Origin of the sequence: Prevotella sp. (assembly GCF_051059605.1) — a bacterium.
GTDB lineage: Bacteria > Bacteroidota > Bacteroidia > Bacteroidales > Bacteroidaceae > Prevotella.
The window spans coordinates 2,223,026-2,247,553 of record NZ_CP050883.1; the positions used below are offsets into that span (position 1 = coordinate 2,223,026).

24 protein-coding genes are annotated in these 24,528 nt (G+C 37.3%); 2 read left to right on the plus strand and 22 right to left on the minus strand.

Annotation, left to right across the window (positions count from 1 at the left end):
- Window positions 1–3 precede the first annotated feature (3 nt).
- The gene (locus HEQ28_RS08630) at window positions 4–963 is read left to right on the plus strand and encodes a metallophosphoesterase (protein ID WP_434501855.1); all 960 of its coding nucleotides are present in this window, start codon (window positions 4–6) and stop codon (window positions 961–963) included.
- Window positions 964–1,761: 798 nt separating this feature from the next.
- Here the strand turns inward: HEQ28_RS08630 and HEQ28_RS08635 are convergent.
- The 13 genes from HEQ28_RS08635 to HEQ28_RS08695 all read right to left on the minus strand — a co-directional run bounded on the left by HEQ28_RS08635 (window position 1,762) and on the right by HEQ28_RS08695 (window position 13,344).
- Window positions 1,762–2,313, minus strand: coding sequence for a 3'-5' exonuclease (locus HEQ28_RS08635; RefSeq protein WP_434501856.1), 552 nt, complete (start codon window positions 2,311–2,313; stop codon window positions 1,762–1,764).
- Between the two features lie 534 nt (window positions 2,314–2,847).
- Complete coding sequence (greA, locus tag HEQ28_RS08640) at window positions 2,848–3,315, minus strand: transcription elongation factor GreA (RefSeq protein WP_434504446.1); 468 nt, start codon at window positions 3,313–3,315, stop codon at window positions 2,848–2,850.
- 438 nt (window positions 3,316–3,753) lie between these two features.
- Entirely contained in the window at window positions 3,754–4,440 is a 687-nt protein-coding gene (locus HEQ28_RS08645) for a hypothetical protein (RefSeq protein WP_434501857.1), read from the minus strand.
- Between the two features lie 174 nt (window positions 4,441–4,614).
- Window positions 4,615–5,610, minus strand: coding sequence for a translation elongation factor Ts (tsf, locus tag HEQ28_RS08650; protein WP_434501858.1), 996 nt, complete (start codon window positions 5,608–5,610; stop codon window positions 4,615–4,617).
- A 110-nt stretch (window positions 5,611–5,720) separates the two neighbouring features.
- Window positions 5,721–6,569, minus strand: a complete 849-nt coding sequence (gene rpsB, locus HEQ28_RS08655; protein ID WP_434501859.1) for a 30S ribosomal protein S2 — start codon at window positions 6,567–6,569, stop codon at window positions 5,721–5,723.
- 118 nt (window positions 6,570–6,687) lie between these two features.
- Window positions 6,688–7,074: a 30S ribosomal protein S9 gene (gene rpsI, locus HEQ28_RS08660; protein ID WP_018462964.1), complete on the minus strand. Its 387-nt coding sequence runs from the start codon at window positions 7,072–7,074 to the stop codon at window positions 6,688–6,690.
- A 9-nt stretch (window positions 7,075–7,083) separates the two neighbouring features.
- Complete coding sequence (gene rplM, locus HEQ28_RS08665) at window positions 7,084–7,545, minus strand: 50S ribosomal protein L13 (protein WP_434501860.1); 462 nt, start codon at window positions 7,543–7,545, stop codon at window positions 7,084–7,086.
- Window positions 7,546–7,881: 336 nt separating this feature from the next.
- Window positions 7,882–8,775, minus strand: coding sequence for a hypothetical protein (locus HEQ28_RS08670; protein WP_434501861.1), 894 nt, complete (start codon window positions 8,773–8,775; stop codon window positions 7,882–7,884).
- Window positions 8,772–9,677 carry a hypothetical protein gene (locus HEQ28_RS08675; RefSeq protein WP_434501862.1) on the minus strand — a complete coding sequence of 302 codons (906 nt, stop codon included), beginning with the start codon at window positions 9,675–9,677 and terminating at the stop codon, window positions 8,772–8,774. Before HEQ28_RS08675 ends, HEQ28_RS08670 begins: the two co-directional genes overlap by 4 nt.
- Complete coding sequence (locus HEQ28_RS08680; RefSeq protein WP_434501863.1) at window positions 9,677–10,717, minus strand: NAD-dependent epimerase/dehydratase family protein; 1,041 nt, start codon at window positions 10,715–10,717, stop codon at window positions 9,677–9,679. Before HEQ28_RS08680 ends, HEQ28_RS08675 begins: the two co-directional genes overlap by 1 nt.
- 4 nt (window positions 10,718–10,721) lie before the next feature.
- Entirely contained in the window at window positions 10,722–11,441 is a 720-nt protein-coding gene (locus HEQ28_RS08685) for an IspD/TarI family cytidylyltransferase (protein ID WP_434501864.1), read from the minus strand.
- A 14-nt stretch (window positions 11,442–11,455) separates the two neighbouring features.
- Window positions 11,456–12,289 (minus strand): LicD family protein, encoded by an 834-nt coding sequence (locus HEQ28_RS08690; RefSeq protein WP_434501865.1) that lies wholly within the window; start codon window positions 12,287–12,289, stop codon window positions 11,456–11,458.
- Window positions 12,286–13,344, minus strand: a complete 1,059-nt coding sequence (locus tag HEQ28_RS08695; RefSeq protein WP_434501866.1) for a glycosyltransferase family 4 protein — start codon at window positions 13,342–13,344, stop codon at window positions 12,286–12,288. The genes HEQ28_RS08690 and HEQ28_RS08695 overlap by 4 nt, the downstream gene beginning before the upstream one ends.
- A 108-nt stretch (window positions 13,345–13,452) precedes the next feature.
- Here HEQ28_RS08695 and HEQ28_RS08700 point away from each other — a divergent pair, with 108 nt between their 5' ends.
- Window positions 13,453–14,889, plus strand: a complete 1,437-nt coding sequence (locus HEQ28_RS08700; protein WP_434501867.1) for a lipopolysaccharide biosynthesis protein — start codon at window positions 13,453–13,455, stop codon at window positions 14,887–14,889.
- Window positions 14,890–14,905: 16 nt separating this feature from the next.
- Here the strand turns inward: HEQ28_RS08700 and HEQ28_RS08705 are convergent, their stop codons facing one another.
- Genes HEQ28_RS08705 through HEQ28_RS08745 form a run of 9 tightly spaced genes read right to left on the minus strand, consistent with a single transcriptional unit; the run spans window position 14,906 to window position 24,426 of the window.
- Window positions 14,906–16,270 carry a DUF6080 domain-containing protein gene (locus HEQ28_RS08705; RefSeq protein ID WP_434501868.1) on the minus strand — a complete coding sequence of 455 codons (1,365 nt, stop codon included), beginning with the start codon at window positions 16,268–16,270 and terminating at the stop codon, window positions 14,906–14,908.
- A gap of 51 nt (window positions 16,271–16,321) precedes the next feature.
- On the minus strand, window positions 16,322–17,260 hold the full coding sequence (locus HEQ28_RS08710) for an acyltransferase family protein (RefSeq protein WP_434501869.1): 939 nt from the start codon (window positions 17,258–17,260) through the stop codon (window positions 16,322–16,324).
- A gap of 6 nt (window positions 17,261–17,266) precedes the next feature.
- A complete protein-coding gene (locus HEQ28_RS08715; protein WP_434501870.1) occupies window positions 17,267–18,697 on the minus strand; it encodes a DUF6080 domain-containing protein in 1,431 nt (476 codons plus the stop codon).
- Complete coding sequence (locus HEQ28_RS08720; RefSeq protein ID WP_434501871.1) at window positions 18,694–19,104, minus strand: GtrA family protein; 411 nt, start codon at window positions 19,102–19,104, stop codon at window positions 18,694–18,696. The genes HEQ28_RS08715 and HEQ28_RS08720 overlap by 4 nt, the downstream gene beginning before the upstream one ends.
- Window positions 19,073–19,663: an HAD family hydrolase gene (locus HEQ28_RS08725; protein WP_434501872.1), complete on the minus strand. Its 591-nt coding sequence runs from the start codon at window positions 19,661–19,663 to the stop codon at window positions 19,073–19,075. The genes HEQ28_RS08720 and HEQ28_RS08725 overlap by 32 nt, the downstream gene beginning before the upstream one ends.
- Window positions 19,660–20,550: a decaprenyl-phosphate phosphoribosyltransferase gene (locus HEQ28_RS08730; RefSeq protein ID WP_434501873.1), complete on the minus strand. Its 891-nt coding sequence runs from the start codon at window positions 20,548–20,550 to the stop codon at window positions 19,660–19,662. The genes HEQ28_RS08725 and HEQ28_RS08730 overlap by 4 nt, the downstream gene beginning before the upstream one ends.
- Window positions 20,529–21,545, minus strand: coding sequence for an acyltransferase family protein (locus HEQ28_RS08735; RefSeq protein ID WP_434501874.1), 1,017 nt, complete (start codon window positions 21,543–21,545; stop codon window positions 20,529–20,531). Before HEQ28_RS08735 ends, HEQ28_RS08730 begins: the two co-directional genes overlap by 22 nt.
- Entirely contained in the window at window positions 21,542–22,594 is a 1,053-nt protein-coding gene (locus tag HEQ28_RS08740; protein WP_434501875.1) for an acyltransferase family protein, read from the minus strand. The genes HEQ28_RS08735 and HEQ28_RS08740 overlap by 4 nt, the downstream gene beginning before the upstream one ends.
- Window positions 22,591–24,426 (minus strand): phosphoethanolamine transferase, encoded by a 1,836-nt coding sequence (locus tag HEQ28_RS08745; protein WP_434501876.1) that lies wholly within the window; start codon window positions 24,424–24,426, stop codon window positions 22,591–22,593. Before HEQ28_RS08745 ends, HEQ28_RS08740 begins: the two co-directional genes overlap by 4 nt.
- Window positions 24,427–24,528: the final 102 nt, after the last annotated feature.

Here is a 24,528-nt window from a genome sequence, read left to right on the forward strand (position 1 = left end):
AATATGAAAAATCTCAGAAATTTTATACAGACGACATTAGTTGTATCATCACTATTACTATTCAGTAGTTTTGTTAAAGCACAAGCTCCTTCTGAATGGGAAAAATTAAAAGATGACATCAATGTGTTCATGGTAAACGATATGGGCAGAAATGGATATTATGATCAAAAGCCTATCGCAGAACTTATGGGAGAAATGGGAGAAACAATAGGTCCTAAATGTATTATCGCTGCTGGAGACATCCATCATTTCAACGGAGTGGCATCAGTCAATGATCCATTATGGATGACAAACTTTGAAATGATATACTCACATCCTGAACTTATGATAGATTGGTTCCCTGTATTGGGAAATCATGAATATAGAGGTAATACCCAAGCTGTACTGGATTACGGAAAAATAAGTAGAAGATGGGTAATGCCTGCAAGATATTATACAAAAGTACTTCGTTCGGGAAATGCAACTTTAAGGATTCTATACCTTGATACAACACCACTTATCAACAGATATAGAAACGAAAGCGAAATATACCCCGATGCAAGCAAACAAGATAGACAGGCAGAACTTGATTGGATAGATGAAACGCTTAAAAACGCTAAAGAAGATTGGGTAATATGCGTGGGGCATCATCCAATATATGCAGACACAGGAAAGGATACAGAAGAACGTACCGATATGCAGAAATATTTACTACCAGTTCTTCATAAATATGGAAATGTTGCTATTTACGCATGTGGACATATACATAACTTTCAACACATTAAAAAAACAGGTGATAATATTGATTATGTTGTAAACTCATCTGCATCATTATCTCGCAAAAAAGTATCCAACATAGATGGTACTGTTTTCTGTAGCAACGATGATGGATTCTCAATAATAGCCGCATCGAAAAATGAGCTTAAAATGTATATGATTGACAAAAAGGGTGAAGTGATTCATACAATTACTAAGAGCAAATAAGCTTTCCTTTTTATAATGTGCAGGTTTATCGCTTCCACTGACTGTTATTGTATGAATTGCGAATACGACCTTTAAACACCAATAAAAAAGTTTTTTTTGTTCAAAATCGCGAAATATCCTCCACACATAGCTTAAGACATTATTAGTCAGCACTTTAGCGGTGGAGGATAACCTCCACTATCATCCACTAACCTCCACTTATTTCTGAATAAATCACATATTAGAACAAGGAATGCCATTTTATATGACATTCCTACGATACAAAGTTTGCGTTTCTACGACATAAAGTTTCCGTTTCTACGATCAAACGTTTGCATTATATCGTTATAAAGTTTTCATTCTATCGATCAAACGGAGTCTATTTCTACGTAAAACAGATAGAGTATCTTTGAATTAATTAAAATTTCATTAAGCATAATGTCTTTCATTCAGATATGCATATATCATACTTTGTTCTGGTTTCTAAAGTATTATAATATCTACAAAAGTAAGGAATGATTAATACTTCAAGAAGTCTATGTAAACATATATCATCTTTTATTATTTTAGATAATTCAGATTTATGCTTAGCACCAGCTATATATTTCTCATTACTTTACAAAAAAGTGGAGGATAGTGGAGGTTAGTGGAAGATAACCTCCACTCTTAATATATTGAATATCAGATTATATCAGTATGCGTGGAGGTTTTTAGGCAGTTTTAAACTCTTGGGTGATTTTTATATTTCAAAGAATTTATTACGTAAGAAAAAATTACCTATAAAAAAGAGCATAAAACACGTTATTAGTTCATGAATCGTTATAACATTCCATTGCAATAATCCATTTCTTCTAGTTCAGTCCAACCTGCATCCTTTATTTCACGTAAGAATAATTGGGCACACATCTTAGCATCATCTCCAGCTCGGTGATGAGTACCATAAGGGATTTCAAACTGGTCACATAGGTAATCTAACTTATTGCACCCGAAATCGTAGAGATGGCGAGCTGCACGCAATGAACAATAATATGTGATATCAGGATGTTCCAAGCCATAATATTCTAAGGATTTGCGAATGCAACTGATATCGAAAGCGGCATTGTGGGCAACAAGTACAGGACAGTCATTAAGGTATTGTCCTATTTCATTCCATACTTCGGGAAATTCGGGAGCATCTTCTGTGTCTTCAGGATGTATGCCATGTATCTGTATGTTCCAGAAGCTATATTGATTGTCTTCCGGACGTACCAACCATGATTTAGTTTCAACCACTTTGCTATCTTTCACAACGCAGATACCAGCTTCGCAAATGGAAGCACGCTTACCTGTGGCGGTTTCAAAATCTATTGCTATAAAATCTATTCCTTGCATAGTTTGTCCTTTTCTTTTTCATAATAAGATAATATATTTCTGGCAAAGTCGCTCACCAATTTCGTACGTGTTCTGGTTCATATTGTGAAAAGCACTCATTCTCTTACCTATAGTTCTGTCCGCTTTATGCCATTCATTATTGATGTAATGATAGGATATGCGCTTCTATCGGCAGATGAGATCAAGTAATCATACTAATCTTCCAAACAAGTTTGATGTCTTTTCTGCCATATTTTACCATTTAATATTATGTACAAAGTTAATAAAAAAGTGAATATTCCCAAGAAACAGCATCCTATAATTTCCATTTTCACTTCTTATCTTATATTTTCGTTTAGGATCATCCCCTAATTTATTTTGACCGAATCATCATATTGGCTAAAAGATCATTCAAATCACACAGATATTCTTACGGCTCATGTTGTACCCATTTCTTATTATTGCTGTCCGATAAATATGAAATAGCAATATACAACTTTAGATATTTTTGCGTATTTACGCACTTTTGTCTAAAGTAAAAGGGGGATAGATATTCTACATGATTGAAATATCATCAATGCGGAGCTTCAACATACCAGCTGGTACTTTTATTTCAACGATATCCCCTACTCGCTTCTTTAGTAATCCCTGCCCAATAGGTGTCTTAATAGAAATCTTACTTGTGGAGAAATCGGCTTCCATAGGATTAACAATAGTATATTTCATTTCACGGTTGCGCGTAAGGTCGGTGAGCTTAACAGTTGAAAACAACTGTACGGCATCCGATGTAAGACGATTGCGATCAATGATACGTGCATTGGTGAGTTTTACTTTCAGGCGGTCAATACGTCCTTCTAGCTTGCCCTGTTCACGTTTAGCGGCATGGTATTCAAAGTTCTCACTAAGATCACCTTTATCTCTTGCCTCAGAAATAGCTTCGGAAATACGTGGACGCTCAACGCTCAAAAGTTCGTGAAGTTCGGCAACCATCTTGTCGTATCCTTCCTGTGATATGTATTCTATCATGATTTTCTATTTTACGGCTGCAAAGGTATTACTATTTCGTAAATATCATATCACAAATGACAAATATTTTATTGGAGTAATTTGTATTCATTTATTTTTTAGTATTGACTATTTTAAAACTGACATTCTCACAGATAAAAAGAAATTAGCATAAAATAATAACATGATGAAACGGCCGTTCTCACGGAAAGATAAGAAACTAAGGAAAGTTTTCGTTAAGTCATGAGCAGAGTAAGCTTCCTTAAACTATGCCGAACGCAACAAAATATTCTTTATAAAAAAAAACAGCCAAATATTGATCATTAATTTTTATAAGCTCGCAAGAAAACACACCTAAAGGTGTACGGAAAAAATTACAAGAAAGTTTTCACTAAGTTTGTTGAGTATAACCGATATTCATAATATAAAAAAATTAGGAAGCTAAATAAACGTTATTCAATTTTCATTACCGAATATTCTTTTGATTTTATTTCCGATATCTGTTATAATATAATCGTTTTCCCCATTCACTATTTCATACTCAGGCCCATAAGGTTCTTTGGTATCTATTTCCCTCTGGCATACTTCAGGTTCGGCAAATTTAATATAACAAATACCATAACTAATAAATTTTACAGCATCCTCTTCATAGATTCTTTTAGGATCTATTTTAACAAATCCATCAAAATCTTCAATAAATATATTATTGATAATATGAGCGATTTTAATATATTCAGAGTAGTCTATTTCTTTCTTTATGAAAGATGAGAACGCTTTTGAAATTAAGGAAGCTTTCTCTGTATCATCACATTTATCTAATATAAACAAAAGCTTTTCTCCAACTTTTATTTTATATTTATCCGATTCATCAATCTCTGAAATCATCTTATTTCGTTCTGCTTCACCAATATCAGCAATGCCATTAAGAAAGGCGATTATTTTTTTGAGAAAGAGATATGTATTTATAGAATAAGCACTCTTTATTAAATTAACCAAAGTACCAACAATAGGAATATCCTTTAATATTCCATCATTAATAACGGAATCAACACCTATTTCCATTCCACTTTGTACTATAGAAGAAAGATCACTATTTTTTATTGTCTCACTAAATGTATTTATTTCATCAGGAATTTTTTTCATACAAATCTCCTTTCTCTAAATTTATATTATTGACACCGTGCGTATTTACCGGTTCATAATAATTATGAACACCCTACAAAGTTAATAAAAAAGATGATGAATCAAATACAACGAAATAAAAAAAAGAGTCGGAAATAATTCCGACTCTTTATATATTTATCCACAAAGGGAATATTACTCAGCAGAAAGTGTAAAGCGCTTGTAAGCAAGGATAGAAAGACCACCCTGTGCCTTAAGCCAATCCTGAACACTAATCTTATCACCATCGCCGAACTGGAACTCCTGATCTACAAGGCAGTTATCCTTGAAGAACTTAGCCATACGACCTTTAGCAATGTTTTGAATCATTGTTTCGTTAAGATTAGCTGTCTTCTCAGCAGCAGTAGCTTCGCTAATCTGCTTTGCCTTGTCAGCCTCTTCCTGTGTCAACCAACCCTTGTTGATGTTGCTCTCGATATGCTCTTCTGAGTCAACGAGGTTAGGATTAAGACCAGCCTTCTTAAGAGCTGCAACAACAGCCTTCTCAACCTGCTCTTCCTTAGTCTTCTCGATAGCTACCTTCAACTCCTCGTCTTTAACAGCCTGAGGAACAGAAGTCTCGTCAAGAGCTACAGGACGCATAGCTGCAACCTGCATAGCAACCTTATGACCAGCCTCATCGTTGTTAGCGCTCAACTGAACCATTGTTGCAAGAGTGTGCTTACCCATGTGATCGTATACAGCGATGTTATCACCTTCAAGGAAGTTGTAACCATCAATCTCCATCTTCTCACCAGATATACCTGAACGATGCTGAACAGCAGTGTCTGCCTCATCACCATTAGCAAGTTTCAAAGTCTTAACCTCATCGATAGTCTTAGCCTTTGCAGCGATAGCAGCATCAAGGATATTCTCAACAAGTTCTACGAAATCCTTACCAGCAGCAACGAAGTCTGTTTCACACTTTACAGCAACCATAGCTGCAAAACCGTCAACGCTCTTTACAAGAACACAACCATTAGATGTCTCACGATCAGAACGCTTAGCAGCAATAGCCAAGCCACGCTCACGAAGTAAGTCCTTAGCCTTGTCAAAATCGCCTTCAGCCTCTGTGAGAGCTTTCTTTACGTCAGCAAGACCTGCACCTGTCATGGCGCGAAGCTTCTTAATATCTTCAATAGAAATAGCCATAATATTGATTTTCTTTAATAAAATAAAGTTCTAAAAAAACGTGATAGGGTCTTATATGATTTTATTAGGGTCTTATAGATCCTATCAAAATCCTATAAGACCCTATTTAATTATTCAGCAGCAGGAGCAGCTTCTTCTTCCTTTGCAGGAGCAGCAGCCTCTGTTTCCTTTGCTGGAGCAGCCTCGTCCTTGCGAGCCTTACGAGTGCGCTTCTTGCCTTCACCAGCTTCCTCAGACTGCTCTGCAGCAGCCTTTTCGTCAGCCTTTTCAGCCTTACGCTCCTCAAGACCCTCAGCGATAGCACCACAAACAGCTGTCAAGATAGTCTCAACACTGTCCTTAGCGTCATCATTAGCTGGGATAACGAAGTTTATGTTCTTAGGATCTGAATTAGTATCAACGATACCGAATACAGGGATACCCAGGCGGTTAGCTTCCTTAACAGCGATATTCTCTACCATTACGTCTACAACGAAGAGTGCGCTTGGTAGGCGAGTAAGGTCTGCGATAGAACCAAGGTTCTTTTCAAGCTTAGCACGCTGACGAGTAATCTGCAACAACTCACGCTTTGATAGGTTAGAGAATGTACCGTCGTTCATCAGTTTATCGATGTTCGTCATTTTTTTAACTGCCTTACGGATAGTAGGGAAGTTAGTCAGCATACCACCTGCCCAACGCTCGTTTACGAATGGCATGTTTACTGAAGCGGCCTTATCGGCTACGATTTCCTTAGCCTGTTTTTTAGTAGCGACGAACAGGATTTTCTTACCTGATTTAGCGATTGCCTTAAGAGCCTCTGCAGCCTCATCAACTTTAGCTACAGTTTTGTTAAGGTCTATGATATGAATACCATTACGCTCCATAAAGATATAAGGAGCCATAGATGGATTCCACTTACGACGAAGGTGACCAAAGTGGCAACCTGCCTGGAGTAACTGGTCAAAATTTGTTCTTGACATTTTTTCCTAATTTAAATGTTTACTTTCTTTTTTAATTCTCATTAGAATCAGTCGGATAGTAGCCGCCCGAAGGACAGATCTATTCGATTTAGATACTAAACAGGATAGTTCAGTTGGATTAACGCTTACTGAACTGGAAGCGACGACGAGCTCCTGGCTGACCTGGTTTCTTACGCTCAACAGAACGACTGTCACGTGTAAGGAATCCTGCATCCTTCAACTTTTTCTTGTCATCAGCATCAATCTTAACAAGTGCACGGGCAATAGCAAGACGAAGAGCCTGGCTCTGACCTGTAAAACCACCACCGTTAAGATTAGCCTTGATGTCGTATTTTCCTTCAGCTTCCATCAACTGTAAAGGTTGCTTAACAACATACTGAAGTATAGCTGATGGAAAGAATTCTGTTAAATCTTTCTTATTTATAGTGATCTTGCCTGTACCTTCAGAAAGGTATACACGAGCTACCGCATTCTTACGGCGACCAATTGCATTAATTACTTCCATCTTACTTAATTATTTATACTGATTAATATCGATTGACTTTGGCTTCTGAGCAGTCTTATCATGCTCTGTACCATCGAATACATAAAGGTTATCCATAAGAGCACGACCAAGGCGTCCCTTAGGAAGCATACCCTTTACTGCGTGGCGAACCATTTTATCTACACCATCCTTGCGAGTACGAAGCTCAGCAGGTGTATTAAAACGCTGACCACCAGGGTAACCAGTATAACGTGTGTAAACTTTATCAGTTTCCTTCTTACCAGAGAAAACTACCTTAGCGGCATTGATAATGATTACATTGTCACCACAATCACAGTGAGGTGTGAAGTTTGGTTTGTACTTTCCGCGAAGCAGCTTAGCTACTTTAGAGCAAAGGCGACCTACAATCTGATCGCTGGCATCAACTACGACCCACTCTTTCTTAGCTGTTTCCTTATTAGCGGAAATAGTCTTGTAACTTAAAGTGTCCATTTTTAAAATTAAATTTTACTACTAAAAAACGTTTAATTACATTATTATAACAGAGACCTCTCGGCGCCTCCAGTCTAAAAGAGACCATCCAAAGCTTTTGCTCTGCCGTGCAATAGATTCACTAACTGCGATACTCGGCCAAAAGTAAAGCTATTAACACCATTGCACTACTGGGGTTTCTAAGAGTCGCCCCTGTAATCGGTGTGCAAAGGTACATATTTTATTCTTACTTCATGATGCAAGAGCATGGCTCAATCCTTGAATTTATAGTTAATTAACTATATTTTAAATAGTTAACTAAATTAAGCCAAAGGAAAATGATCTATCGGATATGATTTAAGATTTCTGATATTTTCTATTTAGATGATTATCATAGTTATATTTGAAGATATTTTTCCTTATCTTCACTACATTATATCTAAATACAAATTTCAGTAATGGAAGTATTGGTTTAGAGTTGGTTTGATAAAAAACAGGTGGCAGATATACACGATACAGAAGGGCAATTGTATCAAAGGCACTAAAATCATGAGGGTGTGCTTTATATAACCATCTTTCAGCCAAGAAACGATCTGTAATATCTCCACTGATGTCAAGATGTGGCAAGCTACGTATATACTTGGAAGTTGCCCACCAGAAGTTACCTGCGTACATTATGTAAGGTGCAGGTTTGGGGGGATATCGGTAACATCCATAAGTATCATATCCATCAAGAAGTACGTTTGCGGCGGCCTGCCATTTATCCATGAGGAAATATTCCATAAGTATTCTCCACGCATCAACTCTGCGCTTGAATTTGGCAAAACAATGATCTTTGCGCTTATCTGTGAAAAAAGAAACACCCTTGGTATGGAAATAATAGAATAGACTATCTTCTTTCTCAGCTTTTTCACGAAGGAATTCCAATGCAGGATACTCAAAGACTCTAGGATTGTCGACAGCCGATATTATTTCCAACTTATCGCTATTGACGATTTGTTTAAGGATATCTACATCGCCATCATGCAACGCCACACAACTTACATAGAGTTTCGCTGTAGCATCAAGAAGCCCACTGCTACGCAGATGTTCAACCTGGACCTTAACCAACGACTGCCACCCGTCAGCACAAAACACATGATAAACTCCATATATCGGCATATCTGTATTTACAGGATGCTCCCATCTAGATAAATCCTGACGCTGCATGGTACAGAACAGAGTATTATATATCCTTAAGAAAATATTCATCCCTTCATGTTTTTAAGTTTCTGAAACTTCTTCTGACATATCTTCTTGTAGTTATAACCAAAGACATGCTTCTGAATCTTTCGATAGTTATACATAAATACAAACCTCAACTGATCTGCCACTTTGGTTGTTCCCTTTGCATACAACGAACGTGAAATGCGAACAAAATACAAATCAGCAGTTGTATCAAATGCAGAGAAGAACTTATGAATATTCTCAAAGAGCCATGTTTCGGAATAAAACCGATCATGAGCTATAACGTCTTCTCTGAAATCAGGAAGTGTCCTGATATACAGAGAATTTGCCCACCAGTAGCTTCCAGAATACATCTTCTGTTTTCTTGGAGGCCATAGATAACAACCATAAGTATCATAGCCAGAGTTAAGAGCATTGACAGCAACATTCCATTTGAAAAAGATGAAATACTCCATCATTTCACACCATGCAACAATCTTATTCTTAAAAAAAAGGAAGGCACGGTCGGTACAATCTGAAGTCTGATAGCTTATTCCCTTTGTATGGAAATAATAGATCATGCAATCTTCTGCAGCGCTTATCTGTCTTACATATTCCAATGCAGGATATTCATATCTGCACGGATTATCTGTAACGGATATTATCTGTAGTTTATCACTACCAACAATCTCCTTCAGCTTATCAACATCACTATCTTTACTCGTGATGCAACTTACATAAAACGTTGTAGTAGCATCAAAGAGTCCACTGTTTTTAAGGTTTTCAATCTGCTTAATAACCAATCTTTCCCAATCGGTATCACAATACACATGATACACTCCATATATGTTTTTGTCTGATTCAGGCGCAACATCCCACTTTTCCAAGTCACGCTTGTTGCAGACATTAAAAAGGGTGTCATAAACTCTGGCAAATATATTTTTCATTACAAATCAGCTCTTAACGATTCGATAAGGTTGGCAAACATGTCGTGCATGCTGTACATCGGAGTCCAACCAAGAGAACGCATCTTCTCTGTTGACAGTCTCAACTTGGTGACAGGCGAATAACCCATTCCTTCCTTTAACTCAATAACAGGTTTTACGTCAGAATTGAATTCCGTGCAAAGGTAACGTGCCATGTCAACAATGGAAATATATGTATCTTCGTTGGCCACATTATAGGCATCACCGTCTTTTCCCTTCAATAATATATAGAGTATAGAACTTATGGCATCTATTGTATAGCAATAACATCTACTAAGTTCTCCTGTTGTATGCAATATGATATCGCTACCAGAGATGATGCTGCGGGCAAACTGGGCAAACACCCTATTGTCATCTTTAGAGACACCAGAACCAAACGTCTGAGCAAGTCGGGCTATACGCACCGGTAATGACTTTTCAACAGCATAAGCATGACAAAGACATTCGGCAGCACGCTTACCAATAGGATAACTGCTGCGGGCATCAATAGGATTGATGTATCCCTGCTGATCTTCTGTCAACGGGGTCGTATCATCATAAACAGTTCCATAAACTTCAAGAGAAGAGATGTATGCCATGGACTTAACGGAATGTGAAAACGCATATTCAAGCACTTTCTCTGTGCCACGTATTCCTGTTATTATAGTCTCGACAGGATATTCAAGAAAATATCTTGAAGCTGTGGGACTGGCGAAATGAACTATATAATCAGCCTCATCACAAGGACTGAAAGATTCTGATGACGCGAAGTCATATATATAGAAGTCGTGGCAGGCTGTTTCTTCTCCAAAGATGCGAAGAGCCTTTTCCTTACTCCTCACCACACTTGTGACATGCAAATCAAGTGAATATCTTTTATTTAGAGCCAAAAGGCACTTTACCATACATGCACCCAACAATCCGGTAGCGCCTGTAATGACAAACCTACGCTCTCTTAACATCTCGGCAAGCGGAAACATTCCGGCAAAGTTGTCGATATCACGTTTCTCTATTATATTCATATTTCTAAAGTCCAAATATCTGTTGATCTTCATGCACCTTGACCATAGCACGAAGCACAAAGAAATCAGTAGGAGTTGTAATCTTTATATTTTCCATCGGTCCGATTATCGTACCCAACTTATAACCATAATAGCTCATCATTGTACATGAATCGATGAAATCATGTCTTCCTTCAGCCAATGCTCTGCGATGGGCACCGATTATATCGGTAAGATGAAAACTTTGTGGTGCACGAGCTATCAATGAATTTCCACGAGAAGGTATTTCCAATGTATCATCGGGCTGCTTCACAATAAAAGTTTCTGTAGCAGGCACACATGTGATACAAGTACCGCACTCATTAACCTTTTTGATATTATCGGTAATCGTATCTTCGCTGATGAGTGGTCGTACACCATCGTGTATCAACACTGTGACATCCTTCCCACCAGCAATATCCTCGGCAGCACACAAGCCATTATAAATAGAATCCTGTCCTGAATCTCCACCGGGAACAATCTTCACGACCTTGTTTATCTCAAACTTACGAAGCATCTTTTCCAAGAAAGGAATCCAACTCTCTATACAAGAAATTACGATAGCATCTATCTGAGGATGATTATCGAAAAGCTCCAGCGTATAAATAATTATAGGCTTGCCATTAAGATCAAGAAACTGTTTTGGACGAGACTTCGTGTGCATTCTCAATCCAGAACCTCCTGCAAAAATTACAGCAATATTCATAGTCTTATTTATTATTAATCATGAAACACGATTTCTACTTTATGTCGATCTCGCTTGTCATGTGGTGGTAGATCCATATAATTTCCGTATGCGATGCGACAGAGTTCCTCAGGATCAGCAGGTCCCTCAAAAGTATGTCCCTCAAAGACGATGTCTTTATGCGGTATCATGATGCGCTTTGGATTGCGCTCATAGAACCACGCTCCATAAGAATGCATATACAAATCAGGATTACCAAAGATATGACCTATCACACGGAACAGAGGAAACACTGCATAATGCAGGACATTATATCCAGCTTGTGCCATACGAGGAAATCTTCCAGCCAAGTCAAAGTTGACAACACATGAAAGTTTAGCGGCAAAGTGCTGAAGCCAAGGTATCATATAACCTTCGTAAGGAAATATATCAATATGAAGTCCACGGAACTTCTGAATCTTATGTGAGCGGCTTTCTCTTTCACTTTGAGCGTCACTGCTTATATGTTCACTTTTAAGGTCACGTAAGCATGCCCATTCTTTATAATGACCAGGATCAGTCTCATTGCTTTGTAGCACATACTGCGGATGAGGATGCTCAATGAGATATCTGCACAATCTATTGTAATCAGAATAGCTCACTACAACATCTATATCATCATCCCAAGGAATAAAGCCGCCATGACGCAATGCTCCAAGCACATTTCCACCATCAATGCGACACGGTATGCCTATGTTTTTACAGACATCCTGCAAATAGATAAGCATATCGAGCATACGCAGCTGACCACGGCGAAGAACCGAACCATCAGGGTTATATTCCTGACGCAGACTTTCCTGCGTCTCTCCTGTATTGAATACCTTCATCATTTTTTTATTAATGTTTTCAAGACTGCCGATACATCTTTAGCGCAATTGTCAAGATTATAGACTTTCTCTGCTAATTCTCTGCCACGGCGTCCCATATCAGATGCTACATCAGGATTTTCAGCAATATAATTCACTGCTTTTTCCCATCCATCCATGTCACCAGGCTCTACGGTCATTCCACAATGTTCATGATCAATATCCATTGGCATCTGCAAATTCTTAGTACAAATAAGAGGAATGCCAAGTGCCAGAGCCTCAACAACGGTAGTAAGACCAACTGTATAATTTGTGGGGAAACAACATATTACCACACATTGTGACTTATTGACCAGTTTACTCATTTCAGCATGAGCCAAGCCTCCAATAAAATGAATATTTATATTATCATGAACCTCCATCTCGGCAAACATGCGTTCATAGTTTTTGCCAAGATATTCTCTACACGAATATATATCAAGAGGCGCAGACGTGTGATTGAAAGCACCTATCAACGTAGGCATGTCGCGCATTTCCTTTCCTGTTGAAATAAATCCAGAACGTGAGCTCTTATCAAAGTCATTTAATAGCGCATCATAGTATTTCAAATCAGCACCCCACCTTACGACATGCATGCGTTCACGCTTTGCCTTAACAGAATGTAAAGAGTCTTGTATGATTTTATCTGAAAAGAAAAATATCTGATCAATGCCCTTATAAAATAATCGGGCAATCATCTCACGAAAGAAACTTTTTGCCTTTACCACCGGCTGATGATGCCACACGCAAACAGGATGGGGGAAGAGACCTAAAGCCCTAAGAAAAATGATGATCTCAAGTCCACGGAATGTAGTAGCATAGATGGCATCATAATGCTCATGGCAAGTAAGGATTTTAAAAGCTGTATGCAATGAAAGTTTCCAACGCTGTTTAGGTCGTATGGGCTGATGCATGACAACATCAATTCCCTCATTACGCAGATGGGTAGCACCATAGAGGAAATGCCCAGGGAACGTTCCTTTACGCCATTGTTGGTAAACATTACGTATGTCTATTGTATGATAATAGTATACTTTCATTCAGATTTTATTTGCAAAAATAATGTTTTTTCTTTGATTATCCACCTTTTAATACTAAATTTGCATATACAATCTTGATTATATCACGATAAAAGGTTGTTATTCACAATGAAGACATTAAAAGAGAAAACTGCCACAGGTATATTATGGGGAGCGATGAACAATGGTAGCATGCAGGTTCTGGGTGCGCTATTTGGTATTATAACAGCTCGTCTTCTTTCACCAAAAGACTATGCACTAGTTGGCATGCTTGCTATATTTCCAGCCGTAGCTGGAGCAATACAGGAGAGTGGCTTTACCTCGGCACTGGTAAACATGAAAAAGACAGAAGACAATGATTATAATTCAGTATTCTGGTTTTCATTACTTATGGGAACATCATTATACATCATACTATTCTTCTGTTCTCCACTTATTTCATTTTACTACAAGCAACCAGAAATTGTGGCACTCTCAAGAGTATCTTTCATAACAATACCCTTATCAGCAATAGGAATTGTTCCACAGGCTTATCTTTTCAAGAGTCTAAAAGTGAAGGAAGCAACAATGATTCGTATTCAGGCACTGGTAGCATCTGGAATTGTAGGAATAGTAATGGCTCTTAACGGTATGGCTTATTGGAGTATTGTGTGGCAGCAGATTATATATGTACTGATAACAAGCCTTGGAAAATTTATGTATATACCTTGGCGTCCATCAATACATATTGACTTCAAACCTGTAAGAAAGATGTTTGGATTCAGTTGCAAGATAATGTTTACATCTATCATAAACACTGTAAGCAACAACATCCTTATTGTAATCTTCGGAAGATTGTTTCCTGTTCAGGCTGTAGGTAATTTTTCTCAGGCTAACAGTTGGAACAACAAAGCCTATTCTTTGGTTTCAGGAACAGTGGCACAAGTGGCACAACCTGTATTTTCATCCATAGACGATGATAAGGAAAGACTACGCAACGTGTTTCGCAAAATGGTAAGATTCACGGCATTCCTTTCATTCCCCGTCATGTTCGGACTTGCCATAATATCGCAAGAATTCATTATTTTGGCGATAGGAAGTAAATGGGCAGAAAGTGTATTCCTACTTCAGATTCTATGTATCAGCGGAGCTTTTCTGCCTTTACACGGTACGTTTCAAAACCTGATAATAAGCAAAGGACGCTCTGATTTATATCTTTGGGGAAACATAGGTTTGCTATTGAGCTCAATCGTATTGATTGTAGCTCTAGCCAAACTAGGCATTGTGATAATGATTGCGGGCTACTCTGTTCTTAATATCGGTTGGGTAGTCGTATGGCAATACTATGCACACAAACTTATCGGTCTGAAATATATAGACACGCTGAAGGATATATTTCCATTCTTTATTTCAGCACTAGCAGTGATGTCGATAACATATTTCATTGCGTCATTCGTTGACAGTATGGTATTAAGACTGATCATCAAAATGATATTGTCAGTCTTAATATATTTCACTGTAATGAAACTTGCCAAAGTTAAGATGCTGGATGAATGTATGAACTACATATTTCATCGTAACAAATAAAAAATTTCGGATTACTCTAGAACTTAGGAATCTTATCAAAAGGAGTAGTGAGGTAACTAACCAGAAGACTAGTATTCCACAACAGAAGATATAGAGTAATACATGAGCAAACGATGCGCAATGCTATTTTATGCCTGTCATCAGAAAGGTGCATCCATGTAGCGAATGCCAGTGGAATAATAAATATCCAATCAGACGACATTATATAAACTTCGGTGATGCCGAAACCTAATACCAGATGAAGTATGATATCTATCGCAAACCAAGCCATGCACATGCGCAACAACTTAACATTGCGACCACGCCATAGAGAGAAAGCAAACATGACTACGATTATCGCCTCAAACGCATAGTTAAACCAATGATTATATTTAACAAACATAGGACGCGTGAAAGATAGATCCTGTAAAAGATGCCCCTGATGTAATTGTATTGATTCTCCAAATAGATTTTCAACAATTGTCTCCACACGAGGAGTAGTCGCATCAGTCAAATTGAGTAAAGGTGCACCGCTCAATGGTCTGCCAGTATGCTCGCTAATCCACTTATCTCTGACAGCATTATGTTTGGCAACCTCATCACGCTTTTTCTCTTTATTGCTCTTTTCTATCTTATGTATTACTTGCTTCTGTGGAACTTCAAACACATTGTATTGAAACCAATACACACCCAATAGTAATACAAGCGGAAGGAATACAGTTAAGGCAATTGATTTAGGACTTAGATATTTCTTGCCGTTAACGAACAAAGCCGTGAGCAATGTCTTTGCACCATTTGTCAATGTAACTCCACTGGTAACAAAAAACAACACAGAGATCTGCCACAATTTAAAATTACTTTTATTCTTTATTTTCAGTCCTGCTATATATAAAGTCATTGTAAGCAGAAGGAGAGAAATAACGAAATGATCGGGCACGATCATTGCAACCATAACATGAGCTATGCCCAAGAACATTGCTGTAAACATGAAAGCATCGAACTTGCGAAGTTCTAATATCTGCCTAAATATTCTATACATAAACAGCACCGAATATATTGAACAGAAAAGGAGTAATAGCGCCATGATATAAACAGCAAAATTAGATCCAAACAGCCACATCATAGTATGATTCAGCAAATATAGTGGATATAATATTGACAGGAACAAAGGATGGCGGGTAGTTTCAAAATGTATGTGAAGATTTGAAAGCATGATATATGACCAGCAATCGTAACCAGACACACGAAAGTTTTGAGAAAATATAGACCAATAACCAAGAGTTCCCCCTCTAGTAAAGCTATCAGGATAATTGGATATAAGCATCCAATTTAAGCATAATAAAAACAACAATGTAAGTAGTGCTATCCAACGCTCCTCTTTATGTATTTTAAATATATTCATCAATTTAATGTTTATCTATTGCAACAATAGATTATGAAATTAAGCTATTGATTATAATCTCAATATACTTTCCTTTCCTAACAAGTAGCAAGTCTTGGTCTTGTCTAAAATCCACGCCATAACGAGGCTTCCTGATATGGCAATGACTATCGTAATGATTGCCAACAACCAACCAGACGCATCAAAAGCCAACCAAGGTTTATAGAATTTGGCTGCCATTGTGAATACAGGATGGAATATATATATTGGGAATGTATTCATTCCTATCATAATAACATATTTATTGACGTTCTTATCCTTGATGTAACCATAAAGCCATGAAGAAAAAGAGATGAAGCAATAAACCATTACTATTACCGTGATCAGTCCCCAATCATAAAAAGATTTATCAGATACCAATATGCAGAACGGGATCAATGATAGTGGTGACTTATAAAACACCTTATCGAAATCACAATCGGTCTGTCTAAGTAAAACACCAATGAAATAAAACGAACTTATCTTTAATGATTGCAAAGGAGTGAACAATGATAACAGAAGCAATGATATTCCAAAAACTATCAAGCGCTCTATCTTATACTCCCTGCGTAATGGAATTGCGAAACATATATAATACAGCAGTCCACAAATCAACATCGTATGAAGAAACCAATAAGGGCCAATAGATGTTATCAACACCTTATCAAGAATAATACTTACTGACAATTCATGTATACCATCACGTACTGGCATATAATAAGAAACAACTGAATAAGCTACACTCATCACAACATAAGGAACAAGTATGCCAAGATAATAAATTGAGAATTTACGTAAGCTTTTATTGATGTTTACTAGATAACCTGTAATGAGCAGGAAAGTAGGCATCATGAATGAAAGTATTGCAGCTTTTAATTGCGGGTGCAAGGTGGTAAAAGGTACTATATGTACCAATATCACCAACAATATCAATATTGTCCTTGTGTAATTTATGTCGTTGTTTTTTTTCATAAACAATTAAAGTATTGTGAGGTATTCCACTATTAGCGCGGTGTTATAAATAAGCAAGTATGCAGCAAGACAACATATCAACGTGCGGAACGCCACAAGTTTTCTGTCATTCAACTTTTTAGCAAGACAAGCTATCACTATCGTTATAACGAAAGCCCAATGCGCACTCATTATATAAATTTCGTTTATGCCAAAACCTAATCCTAAATGCAGTAGCATATCAAATGCCATAAAGGACACCGCCATCCACATAAACTTATTTTTTCTTCCACAGAATAAGCCTAATGCAAAAAGTAGCAAGATAATACCTTCAACAACATAATTAAATACCCATCTATAATGTACAATAATAGGTCTACCCGTAAGCGTATCGCCCAAGAGATAGTTCTGATGCAATAGGATTGATTCACCAAAAAGATTTTCAACGGCGGTCATTGTACGAGGAGTAGAAATATCAGTCCAACTAATATATTCCCCCTTGGCTATTGGTTCGCCTTGATGAGCGACGTTAGGACTTTGCTGTTTTTTACGATACGCATCCACAGCCTGTCTTTTCAATATATTGTTTACGCCAAAGGCTATCTCTGCAGAATCACTTGTATGAGCAGTATCCTTATACATCTGATACACTTTTTTCTTATGTTTCTCATCCAGTCTTAACTTAGCTACTTGACGAGAATGCCAACGTGGGTACTCGAAAATTTGATATTCGTAATTGGAGAACACCCATATAAGTGCAGAAGGAACGACAACAACAAGAATGATGTTTAAAGGACGAAAGAAACGTTTTCCATTAGTAAACATACTAGCTAGAAAAGTCTTAACACCATTGCTCAGAGAAACGCCTGCCGTAAATATAAACAATAGTACGGTCTGCCACCTAGACAGTGGCAAATGTTTTTTCATCTTCAAACCACTTATATACAATGTTGTCATCAACATGAACATTGACATAATGAAATGATCGGGCACCATTGACGCTACCATTACGTAGGCAAATGAAAATGTGAATATAGCCAAAGCGGATGCATCAAAGCGTTGCAACTCTATCACTTCACGGAATATTCTATATAAAAATATGAATGAATAGAATGCACAGAACACTAAAATAGCTGCTACAACAAACTGCACACAGTTATGCCCTGTCAACATAATCAATGCTTGATTTATTTGATTGGGAATATACATAAAGAACGCCAACAAAGGATGACGATGTATATTATAGGATGTAGTCCACTTGGAAACGACTTCATAAGTGAGCGGATCAAAACCAGATATGTGGAATGTCTTTACAAACAGACTGCGATAGTTATTTGAAAGTTTGGTGAACTGGTCATAATACTTTATTATCACCAACGCATTAAGCATTAGTGTATACAAAAAGACTCCCAAAGCGAGCCAACGTTCCTCTTTACTTATCTTGAAAATATTTTTCATCTAACGAAACTTTTTGTAAGAAAATAGCGCACCAAGATGAAATTCACTGGTACACAGACGCAAAACATAGGGATAGGCGCATAAGCCTTTGGCACACCTATATATATAAACAGCAGCAACATAACTGTCTGCAATAAATAGTTGACAACGTGACTCAACGCAAATCCAATTCCCCGTTTGGCATTAGCCTTTACCTTGAAAGTATAATGCGTACTGGCAACGAAATTGAATATAAAACTTATTATATATCCAATAGTATTTGCTATGCCCGGGGACATAAATAAAAGCATAATAAGATACACGCCGTATTGTAACAATGCGGCAATAGCACCGACGATTCCAAATCTCAGAATCTCGCCTATCTTTTCACGCTTATCAGTATCTAAACGGTCTGAAATGTGTTTCATCTGCATAATCAAACATTTCCTTATCACCACGGCTGTCCCCATAAGCTATTATATAATAATGTGAACGAGGCTCAGTCAACACCTGTTTTATTCGTCTCACCTTTTCAATGCCATAGCAATTAGGGCTAATGAAACGTCCGGTGAGTATTCCATCTATCACCTCAATCTGGGTACCCAACACCTTAGCAAACTCAAAGAATGGTTGTACCCAATTATCTATGCTTGCACTTACTACATATATTTTTATGCCTTCTGCCATTGCTGTTTCCATCTCTTTCACACCCTCAGGACGAAGAAGATACCGACAATCTGTCGCAAACTTATTACAAAGGAAATTGAAATCTTCTATTTTCATACCACAAAAGAAATGACTGAATACATGCTGCTTAGCCTTCCAATTTGGATATAGGCCAAATTTCATTAATATCAATAAAGGACTATAAAGCAAGAAGCCTAATAGAAACTTGATATTGCCACATGAATGAAGTATAAATTCAAGCAACGTATCCTTGGTAGTTAACGTACCATCAAAATCAAAAAACAAGATTTTTTCTCTCATCGCTTAAATACATATATTATAACCAAGAACGAAACCAACCAAGCAAAGACAACTAATTGAGTGAAATGGTCTTTCAAAATAATCTTTGTAGGATCACCGCTTTCCTTGTCTACAACAGCCAACTGTATATAGCGCAGCAAACCAAGAAGAACGAACACACTTGTGAGATAAAGATAATCTGTATGGAAATTCTCTATAACCTCAGGACTTACTGTGTACATAATATAGCATACTAACGTAACTGAAGCCGTTATCGTAATAGCCTGATTAATAAACGTAAGGTTATATCTTATTGTGTTATGACGTGGTGCTTCGCCAGTCTCCTCCATTCTCAAAACATCATCACGTCGCTTTGCAAAGCTCATAAACAATGTTATAAGGAATGTCATTAGAACAATCCATTTACTGAGTAAGATATCAGAAGCAAAACCACCAGCAAACAGACGCAGTACGAAGCCGAAAGCCACAATACATACATCCACAATTGCATATCGCTTTAATCTAGCACAATAAGCAAGATTCAGCAGCCAATAGAAAAGGATGACTCCTCCTGTCTCGAAATTATTTTCAGGCAAAAACACGAGACAAACCATAGATAGAAAAATCATCAACACCATGATTACATAAGCCTTCAATATCGACACAGCACCAGAAGCTATAGGGCGATTAGATTTTACCGGATGACGCCTGTCATCATCTACATCATGAATGTCATTATAACAATATATAGACGACGACGCAAAACTATAAGCAAAAAAGGTTATAGCACCAGCGATGAGAGCCTTTAAGTTAAATAGTTCTCCTCCAAAAAACAAAGGCACCATCACAAAGAAATTCTTTATCCATTGCTTCGGACGGATTAGTTTCAAATATGCTTTGTTGTCCATATATTTTTTTCTATAAAGTTTGATATATAATTAACTATCTTACTTAACACCCATGACAACGGCATCGTTATCAATACGCAGATGATAAAAGTAGCCCAATAGCCCCATACCTTTGGTAAGTAGTCAAGTACGAAGTGTATATGTATCAGATAGCATTCCAGACTTAATGCGCCAACAAACTTGAATATAGAGTTAAACCATTTTGGGGTTCTACGGAACACTCGGTTTAGTATGAGTATTGTAGTTATAGTGAGTGGAATATATAACATTCTCTCTATATACAAAGGGAAATGCCCGTGCAGTTTCTGTTCTAAAAATATACTAGCGGAAAGAGTCATTACAAACACCATTAATATCAGCCATATACTAGTACCATCCATTTTATCCTTCCTGCGTACAGCTTCACCCATGTTTATTCCAATAAAGAATATAGGAACACGACTCCAAAAAATCTCTATATGCCCCACCGCATTATGAATAGGGGTTACATACTGCACAAGTATGCACCATAATATCATCACTACAGGAAGCCAGCGATAAACAGGATGACGTCGTATGAGTTCCATATATGGTGGCGCAAGCAAATATAGCATCATCATTGCTGGAATATACCAGAAATTAAGTTCATTGTGCAACCAAAAGTCCCAGTTGATAGTGATATCACCAAAAAGGTCTATCCAAGCATGTAAACTATGACCATGAAAATGAGGGATATAATAAAGGCAGGCAATAATAAGCCAGGCAGGATAAATTCGAAGATAACGACGTTTGAAAAAGCGCTTTAATGATGGATGCTTCATCCATGAGAACCACAAACCAATTCCACTGAGAAAAAGGAACATGTCTACACCAATATTTCCTATACGTCGCAAACCAAAAAACATGTTGCTGCGTGGAAGGGCAACATGAAACAGGAAGATGAAAATCATTGCTATTCCCATCAATTCCCCACGATAACGTGAGATATTAGCGAGTTCAATATTCTTTATCTTCATTTCAATGGTATTCGCTTTATTAGTTCATTAAACAGCCAAGCCAAACAAATACTGGTAATAATATACAAAAGAAATCCAGCATAATAATCACCATTTTTACTTATAGGAATAAATATCTTGCGAGTTATTGGATGGCATACAAACAACGCAGCACTAATGCTTCCCATCCAAACCAATAATGATTTAATTGAGTTAAAACCTTTGCCATTCAAAAGCTTTACCAAACCTATGCTCGCTGTACAAACGAATGCTGGGACAAATGTCCATCCAAGGAAACTGCAACTAAGTACGCAGACAAGTAATGATGAAACAACAAACATTGAAGCATATCCCCACATCGTCATTTTGTGACCATACCGAGCATAGAGAACGCCTAATCCAAAAGGTAACATTCCTCCCATGAAATTATATCTATAACGATTAAGAGCTTCTCCCTCTGCATCAAAGAATAACTGCCCAAATAAACATACAGCCATAAACAAAACAACAAATATACCATTGCGGCGACACAAGAACAACTTGTAAACAATATACAATTGCAACATAAGTCCAAAAAACCAATATGGACCAGGCCAAATAACATCATCAGGCTTTGGCAGAACATTGTTGAACATGCCAATCATTGCCACTATATCAATGAACTTATAATTATGTGCCCCAGGAGTAATCAGATCGAGCATAGTGAAAGCCACGAAACCAATGATCATCATCTTAAACAGTTTCATATAATGACGCTTTATGAAACTAAACGTTGGAGGCACTACAGCATCATTTTTTTTCTCATACTTCATAACAAGTCCATATGCACTGAGAAACAAGAACACTGGCACGCCATAATGTCCTAGGAATGATAGTATATGCATTGGTAACAGACTATCTGGAATACAAATAGAAGAAATCATCCCATCAACGTTCTGTTGGAAATATTGGTATTCGTTTTCCTTAACCACAGGACTTAACCAATGGCAATAATTGTGCAGGAATATACCTATAATAGCCAACCCGCGCATCGCATTACAATCCGTACGACTTAATAATTGTTCGTTCATTTTTTCTTCTTATTCTTTAAATAAGCGTCACGCAATTTATCATAATCGGTAGTACCCTTCAAGATTCTAGGGCGCATCTCATCATATTTATCACTAAGAATATTATACTCATCATGATAATCTTTAGATGCAATTCCTGCAAGATACAGAAGCATGTCTGGCAATGCATCTGTCATAAGTCTGCGATTTCTTGCCTGCACAATTTCTTTGAATATTTCCGGATGGCTATGGGCATATTTGGGAGAACAATATATCCAGAATGGAATTTCAAACTCATAATGTGCCAACGGCCAGTCAATCGAAGCAGAATGGTTTCTACATATAAAACCACGATTATCCTCGTAACATTCTTCACCATGATCAGGCATATAGATAACTATCGCATCCTGATTCTCAAAACGTTTGCAAATCTGATCAACAATAGAGTCATTATATTGTACCGCATTATCGTAATAGCTTAAAACCTTACGCTGTTTGGGTGTTAGCTCTGGACGCTTGTCCTCATAACTACTAGCAAAAAATTTGAACTGACTACGAGGACAACGTGTACGATAGTTTACATGCTGTCCTATAAGATGAAATATTGTAAGATTATGACCGTCTGGCTTTATCTTTCCATTCTTCACGAAATCATCATAATCAGTAAGCAAATCCTCGTCAAAAACATGTAGTTTATCATTACGAATATCAAACTGAGCCTTACTCAGTTCAGGATTATTCAAGAAGAAACCTCCACTGAAATCGTAAACAGCGGCCTTTGCCTGTGGCAAGAATTGATTTGTAAGGAAAGAAACATTGTATCCAGCTTTTCTAAACAACTCAGGGAATAAAGGATAATCACACCACTCTCCCTTCTCACCGACCACATGCATTGAAAATACATTCTTAAAAACAAAACTTGTCAAGTTCCAAGGGACAACTACATCTGTAAAAGGGACAAGAAGTCCACTTTTCTCACGCTTTATCTGTCGGGGAGTAGTCGGCATAAAGTATCCGTATTGTTGGGAATGTCGCTTTCCATAACTCTCACCGATTATAAGCACTATATTTGGAGAACGATAAGAACAGCTATCAATCTCTACACTTTTAGCTGAAGCCACAAGTTTATCAACTTGTTTTGAAGCTAACGAATTAGCATACATGCTGAATATAAGTCTACTGATAGGAGTATATAATACCGCATGATCATTTTCTGTCAACGTATGTTCTATATCACCTACACTAGTTCCTGACATCAATTTCCATGTAGCTATTTTATTTTGTGCAGAACTGAGACCTCCCCACAAAAGGAATACCAAACATAATAGCCCAGCATAAGGCGTATATCTATCATCCCATTTTATATTTGGTAATTTAATCTTCTTCATTTTAGGCAAATAAGCCACAAAAACATGAACAATTATCAGAAGTAGTATCCATCCCACTTTACTGAATATCAAATCGGGAGAAACTAAAGTAGAGAGAAACTCTCCAGCCTCACGACCATCAGTCTCTCCAACAAGCATTAATATAGAAGGATTTAAAGTAGAATCAAAATTCACAAAACAATATACGTCTACCAATGCCACAACATAAAGCAGCACGCATAAAGCCATTCTGACCCATCTACGTATTTTCACCGGAATAGCTAATAGAATTGCACATAGTAGGAAAAGGTCAAAAAACAATTCCAAATACAAGTTTTCATAAATTTCTGCATTCTTTGTGTCAGGCAACGTAGTCCAAGCACACAGACATCCAAGCAGATACATAAATATAAAAAACAATGCATTGGCTTTTATCGGGCTGAACATCTTACGTAAAAAAGTGCCCAATATTCCTAATATCTTCATCAAATACTAATTTTTGTGCAAAGATACTGCAAACGAGTGGAAAAGCAAAATAAAACGTGTTATAATTTATCTCACCAAGCTCAACGTATCGTTGACATTATA

Coding starts and splice junctions, on each gene's coding strand:
- HEQ28_RS08630 (WP_434501855.1), top strand. CDS start 4: ATGAAAAATCTCAGAAATTTTATACAGACGACATTAGTTGTATCATCA.
- HEQ28_RS08635 (WP_434501856.1), bottom strand. CDS start 2,313: ATGCAAGGAATAGATTTTATAGCAATAGATTTTGAAACCGCCACAGGT.
- HEQ28_RS08645 (WP_434501857.1), bottom strand. CDS start 4,440: ATGAAAAAAATTCCTGATGAAATAAATACATTTAGTGAGACAATAAAA.
- tsf (WP_434501858.1), bottom strand. CDS start 5,610: ATGGCTATTTCTATTGAAGATATTAAGAAGCTTCGCGCCATGACAGGT.
- rpsB (WP_434501859.1), bottom strand. CDS start 6,569: ATGTCAAGAACAAATTTTGACCAGTTACTCCAGGCAGGTTGCCACTTT.
- rpsI (WP_018462964.1), bottom strand. CDS start 7,074: ATGGAAGTAATTAATGCAATTGGTCGCCGTAAGAATGCGGTAGCTCGT.
- rplM (WP_434501860.1), bottom strand. CDS start 7,545: ATGGACACTTTAAGTTACAAGACTATTTCCGCTAATAAGGAAACAGCT.
- HEQ28_RS08670 (WP_434501861.1), bottom strand. CDS start 8,775: ATGAATATTTTCTTAAGGATATATAATACTCTGTTCTGTACCATGCAG.
- HEQ28_RS08675 (WP_434501862.1), bottom strand. CDS start 9,677: ATGAAAAATATATTTGCCAGAGTTTATGACACCCTTTTTAATGTCTGC.
- HEQ28_RS08680 (WP_434501863.1), bottom strand. CDS start 10,717: ATGAATATAATAGAGAAACGTGATATCGACAACTTTGCCGGAATGTTT.
- HEQ28_RS08685 (WP_434501864.1), bottom strand. CDS start 11,441: ATGAATATTGCTGTAATTTTTGCAGGAGGTTCTGGATTGAGAATGCAC.
- HEQ28_RS08690 (WP_434501865.1), bottom strand. CDS start 12,289: ATGATGAAGGTATTCAATACAGGAGAGACGCAGGAAAGTCTGCGTCAG.
- HEQ28_RS08695 (WP_434501866.1), bottom strand. CDS start 13,344: ATGAAAGTATACTATTATCATACAATAGACATACGTAATGTTTACCAA.
- HEQ28_RS08700 (WP_434501867.1), top strand. CDS start 13,453: ATGAAGACATTAAAAGAGAAAACTGCCACAGGTATATTATGGGGAGCG.
- HEQ28_RS08705 (WP_434501868.1), bottom strand. CDS start 16,270: ATGAATATATTTAAAATACATAAAGAGGAGCGTTGGATAGCACTACTT.
- HEQ28_RS08710 (WP_434501869.1), bottom strand. CDS start 17,260: ATGAAAAAAAACAACGACATAAATTACACAAGGACAATATTGATATTG.
- HEQ28_RS08715 (WP_434501870.1), bottom strand. CDS start 18,697: ATGAAAAATATTTTCAAGATAAGTAAAGAGGAACGTTGGCTCGCTTTG.
- HEQ28_RS08720 (WP_434501871.1), bottom strand. CDS start 19,104: ATGAAACACATTTCAGACCGTTTAGATACTGATAAGCGTGAAAAGATA.
- HEQ28_RS08725 (WP_434501872.1), bottom strand. CDS start 19,663: ATGAGAGAAAAAATCTTGTTTTTTGATTTTGATGGTACGTTAACTACC.
- HEQ28_RS08730 (WP_434501873.1), bottom strand. CDS start 20,550: ATGGACAACAAAGCATATTTGAAACTAATCCGTCCGAAGCAATGGATA.
- HEQ28_RS08735 (WP_434501874.1), bottom strand. CDS start 21,545: ATGAAGATAAAGAATATTGAACTCGCTAATATCTCACGTTATCGTGGG.
- HEQ28_RS08740 (WP_434501875.1), bottom strand. CDS start 22,594: ATGAACGAACAATTATTAAGTCGTACGGATTGTAATGCGATGCGCGGG.
- HEQ28_RS08745 (WP_434501876.1), bottom strand. CDS start 24,426: ATGAAGATATTAGGAATATTGGGCACTTTTTTACGTAAGATGTTCAGC.